We start from the raw sequence: 4,866 nt of genomic DNA, 5'->3' as shown, positions 1-4,866 counted from the left end.
GAGATGAGAGCCTGTACGCAAGTACGGGCTCTTTTCTTTTATATTCTCCGCCGGGGGGGATGAGAACCCCCGACCGGGGTTCGACAACTGACCACAGACATTACGCAGTATTGTCAAAGCCAGACTCTTCTTCACACGATTAACAGCGCAGCGAAGATGTTCGCCAACACTATCCCCTCTTCCGCTTTGAGCCACCCGGCATAACGAAAATCATATCGCTCCGGATGGTGTACGTTATGCATTAACGAAAAGTGCTTTGTTACTTGCGTATCGACCGTAATTCAATGTAAAAGTGAATGAACGTTCATTCACTTTAGCGCATGACAACACAGAAGGAACCAATGACTAGCAAAACACTGCGACTTATATTTCCTCAATGGCAAGGCGGTAACAATCCTCCCTACTATCTTGGCTCGCAGCTCCTCTCGTTTCTCTCTCCTGAAGCAAAAGGGCCCGTTGAGATCGTTCCTGTTGAGTTACCAACAACAGAGCCATTGCCAGGGATTAATGGCATCACGGCTAAGCCATCCCTCATCAGGCAACTCAATAATGCTGCCGCACTGATTGAAAAACATGATCCCAATAGCATTGTCATTTTAGGCGGAGACTGCCTGGTTTCGCTGGCGCCTTTCGCCCACCTGCTCGATAAGTTCGGAGACAAACTCGGTGTGCTCTGGATTGACTCGCATCCTGACGTGCAGACGGCTGAACAATATCCAAACGCGCATGCCCATGTGCTTGGTGCGCTAATGGGTACGGGTGATAACGATTTAGTTGCCCATGTAAAAACCAAACTTAATCCGTCAAAAATAATGATTGCCGGTATCCACGCGCCACTTCCTTATGAAGCTGAATACCTCACTCGCCATAACATTACGACGCTAGCACCTGAACAGGTTAAAAGCGGTGCAGATGAAGTCCTGGAGTGGATAGCTAAAGAAAAGATTGCGTATCTGGCGATCCATATCGATCTGGACGTACTCGACCCATCTCTGTTCCGCTCCATTCTTTTTGCAAAACCGGGGCGCGGAAAACACGATTTTGGCGACGTTGCTGAAGGCAAACTGACGATTGAGGATGTACTCAATCTGATAGCGGCAGCGACGACAAAAGCAGTCCCCGTTGGCCTGACAATCGCTGAACATTTGCCCTGGGACATGCTGAATCTCAAGAACATGCTCAGTGAATTACCCCTTCTAAAGTAAGACGAAATCCAGGAGCCAGACGACAGAGTTTAGCTCTGGCTCCTTGCATAAAAGCGCGTTAAAGTCTGGACACCGAATTTACCAAGATGCCGATATGTTAAAAAAAACCGAAACCTACCATAAGTTGATTACGGCTGCTGCTGCCTGCTTTGCGGAAAAAGGCTTTAGTGCGACAAGCGTACGTGAAATCGCTACCCGGGCAGGAATTAGTCAAGGAGCAATGTATACGTATTTCAAAAGTAAGGATGAGCTTGTTAAGGCTATTGTACTGGAAGAACAGAACTCCGCGCTGACTGCCCATAATGCGACCTATGCAGGCTCTTATTTTGATCGCCTTTGTGCACAAGTCGCGTCCTGTATTAGCGAGATCGGTTACCCTATCACGCATCAACTTTGGGTTGAAATCATGGCTGAGTCTGCGCGTAATCCAGAACTGCGAAAAACGTATATCTCCAGTGATGACATCATGCGGAAAAGCTTCGCGCGGCTCATCCAGGAGGGTATCGCTGCCGGAGAGTTTCGCCGTGATATTAACCTTGAAGAAATCACGATCATTATTTTTGCCCTTATTGACGGTTTAATCGCTCGTCAGGCAATAAACACGACCTTCTCATTCAAGGATGATCTGCCAATGTTTTTTGACGTTATGGCAAAATTGCTTAAATAATACCAGACGGTCATAGTAAAACGATGTATCGAAAAAACCAGAGGTTGCTTATAACAGCCAACGCTCTCAAGCGGCAAACGACTCACACAGTGAGCAATCTTTCACGCCCCTACGCGATTGCGAAGAGTGCGTGAAAAAGTACGGACGCTTTTCACATATGAGTCCGGCAAAAAACCTCTGCCTACCCATCAATCTTCCTCCATCCGCTGATACTCTTCGCTGAGGTAGTCCACCAGCGCCCTGACGGAGGGCAGCAGCCCGCGCCGTGAAGCAAACACCGCATGGATCACTTCCCGCCGCGGCTGCCACTCATCCAGTACCACCTCTAATTCCCCTGACGCCAGCTGATCGCGCACCATTAATAAAGGAAGCTGTACCACGCCGACGCCGGCCATCGCCGCCTCGCGCAGCGCCAGCATATCGGTGGTCACCATTCGCGGCGTGAAATACACCTCCGCCCTTGCCCCCCCGGGCCCGGTAAGCTGCCATTTATGCTGATGCTTGTTCGCTTCCAGGCTGAGTCCCGGCCAGGCGCTCAGCTCGGACGGCGCCTGCGGGCGTCCGAGCCGGGAAATGAGATCAGGACTGGCCACCAGCCGGTGCCCGCGGTCCGCCAGCACGCGCATCACCAGATCGCTATCCTCGATGGGCCGGGGACGGACGCGGATCGCCACATCAATCCCCTCCCCGACCACATCCACCCGGCGGTTGGTCGCCTCAAGATGCAGCGTTACCCCGGGATAGCGCGCCATAAATCGCGCCAGCATCGGTCCAATATGGACATGCAGCAAGGTGACCGGACAGGTGATCCTGACGCTACCGCGCGGCTCGGCGCGCAGCGTCTCGACCGCCTGCTGCGCCGCCTCGGCCTCTATCAGCATCGCTTTGCAATGCTGATAAAAGGTCTGCCCGACCTCGGTGACCGCGAACTGACGGGTGGTTCGCTGGATCAAACGGACGCCCAGCCGCTCCTCGAGTTGCGCAATGCGGCGGCTGAGCTTGGATTTCGGCTGGTCAAGCGCTCGCCCCGCCGCGGCGAAACCGCCATGGTCTACCACCTGGACAAACCAGGCGAAGTCATTGAGATCCTGCATCCTTCCTCCATTGTTCCATTTTTGGAACAGTATAGGTCATTTTTGCTCACTACCGCATACGTCGTCCCGGATATAAGCTTATTTACATCAGATACCGATACACAGGAGAAAGCCATGAAACAGATTACAGGAGTCTACACCGCGCCTGCGCAGCATTGGGTAGGCGACGGCTTCCCGGTTCGTTCGATGTTTTCTTATCAGACGCACGGCCAGCAGCTGAGCCCCTTCCTACTGCTCGACTATGCCGGGCCGTACACCTTCCCGGCGGGCAGCGATAAACGCGGCGTCGGTGAGCATCCGCATCGCGGATTCGAAACCGTCACCATCGTCTACGCCGGTGAAGTAGAGCATCGTGACTCCACCGGACGCGGCGGGGTGATTGGCCCGGGCGACGTGCAGTGGATGACGGCGGGCGCCGGGATCCTGCACGAAGAGTTCCACTCGGAGGCCTTCACCCGCAGCGGCGGCGAGCTGAAGATGATCCAGCTGTGGGTCAACCTACCCGCCAAAGACAAAATGACGGCCCCCGGCTATCAGAGCATTACCGCCGGGACGATCCCCACCGTCGCGCTGGCGAATGGCGCCGGACAGGTTCGGGTTATTGCCGGCCAGTATGACGACGTCAGCGGCCCGGCCCATACCTTCTCACCACTTAACGTGTGGGATCTGCAGCTGAATCAGGGGCGCGACCTCACGCTGCGCCAGCCGGAAGGCTGGAGTACCGCGCTGGTGGTGCTGGAAGGGGAAGTGATCATCAACGGTTCCGAGTCCGCCCGCGAAGGTCAGCTCGCCGTCCTGAGCCAGACAGGAGACGCCCTGCATCTAGAGGCGACCGCCCAGGCAAAAGTTCTGCTGATGGCCGGCGAACCGCTGCAGGAGCCGATTGTGGGCTATGGCCCCTTTGTCATGAATAACAAAACGCAGATCGCAGAAGCCGTTCGCGATTTTAACAGCGGCCGTTTTGGCCAAATCTAACTGATTGAGGTGAATACTATGTCTACTCCCGCTAACTTTAACGGTGCTCGTCCGGTGATTGATGTTAACGATACCGCCATGCTGTTGATTGACCACCAGAGCGGCCTGTTCCAGACCGTCGGCGATATGCCGATGCCAGAGCTGCGCGCTCGCGCCGCCGCGCTGGCCAGGATGGCGTCGCTTGCCGGGATCCCGGTGATCACCACCGCCTCCGTGCCGCAGGGGCCGAACGGTCCGCTGATCCCGGAGATTCATGAAAACGCGCCGCATGCGAAATACATCGCCCGTAAAGGCGAGATTAACGCCTGGGATAACCCGGAATTCGTCGCCGCGGTGAAAGCGACCGGTCGTAAGACGCTGATTATCGCCGGGACTATCACCAGTGTCTGCATGGCCTTCCCGGCGATTGCCGCTGTCGCCGATGGGTATAAAGTGTTTGCCGTGATTGACGCTTCCGGCACCTACAGCAAAATGGCGCAGGAAATTACCCTGGCTCGCGTGGTACAGGCTGGCGTAGTGCCGATGGATACCGCCGCCGTCGCCTCTGAGCTGCAGCGCACCTGGAATCGCCCGGACGCCGCAGAATGGGCGGAGGTGTACACCAAAGTCTTCCCGGCCTACCAACTGCTGATCGAAAGCTACAGCAAAGCGCAGGACGTGGTGAAGAATAACGAACAGCTGGATTCTCAGCGCTAAAACCCCGCCCCGCTGTACCGCAGCGGGGTGTTGTTCATTGCGTGAGCGAACGGTAGAGAAAGAAGAAAATATGCTTGACCGTTTTAACGCAACTCCCTATAGTAGCGCCCCGTTGCCCACCCAAGGTGAGCAGCAAGACAATATGGTGAGGTGTCCGAGTGGCTGAAGGAGCACGCCTGGAAAGTGTGTATACGGCAACGTATCGGGGGTTCGAATCCCCCCCTCACCG

The 4,866-nt window shown here is 55.2% G+C and carries 5 protein-coding genes and 1 tRNA gene; 5 read left to right on the top strand and 1 reads right to left on the bottom strand.

What is annotated here, in order from left to right:
- Nucleotides 1-341: 341 nt before the first annotated feature.
- A complete protein-coding gene (locus tag A1WC_RS16790; protein WP_012542255.1) occupies nt 342-1,205 on the top strand; it encodes an arginase family protein in 864 nt (287 codons plus the stop codon).
- Between the two features lie 94 nt (nt 1,206-1,299).
- A complete protein-coding gene (locus tag A1WC_RS0124955; protein ID WP_032691352.1) occupies nt 1,300-1,872 on the top strand; it encodes a TetR/AcrR family transcriptional regulator in 573 nt (190 codons plus the stop codon).
- Between the two features lie 188 nt (nt 1,873-2,060).
- Here A1WC_RS0124955 and A1WC_RS16795 read toward each other — a convergent pair whose 3' ends face one another.
- A complete protein-coding gene (locus tag A1WC_RS16795; protein ID WP_016160608.1) occupies nt 2,061-2,966 on the bottom strand; it encodes a LysR family transcriptional regulator in 906 nt (301 codons plus the stop codon).
- Nucleotides 2,967-3,080: 114 nt separating this feature from the next.
- Between A1WC_RS16795 and A1WC_RS16800 the strand changes: the two genes are divergently transcribed.
- From A1WC_RS16800 to A1WC_RS16810, 3 genes are all read left to right on the top strand, one after another.
- Nucleotides 3,081-3,941, top strand: a complete 861-nt coding sequence (locus A1WC_RS16800; RefSeq protein ID WP_008805952.1) for a pirin family protein — start codon at nt 3,081-3,083, stop codon at nt 3,939-3,941.
- A gap of 18 nt (nt 3,942-3,959) precedes the next feature.
- The gene (locus A1WC_RS16805; RefSeq protein ID WP_016160607.1) at nt 3,960-4,637 is read left to right on the top strand and encodes an isochorismatase family protein; all 678 of its coding nucleotides are present in this window, start codon (nt 3,960-3,962) and stop codon (nt 4,635-4,637) included.
- 144 nt (nt 4,638-4,781) lie between these two features.
- Nucleotides 4,782-4,866, top strand: a tRNA-Ser gene (locus A1WC_RS16810).

Origin of the sequence: Klebsiella sp. KTE92, assembly GCF_000398905.1 — a bacterium.
Taxonomy (GTDB): domain Bacteria; phylum Pseudomonadota; class Gammaproteobacteria; order Enterobacterales; family Enterobacteriaceae; genus Klebsiella; species Klebsiella variicola.
The sequence above is the reverse complement of the archived record's forward strand: the minus strand, read 5'-3'. Positions and strand labels throughout refer to the sequence as shown.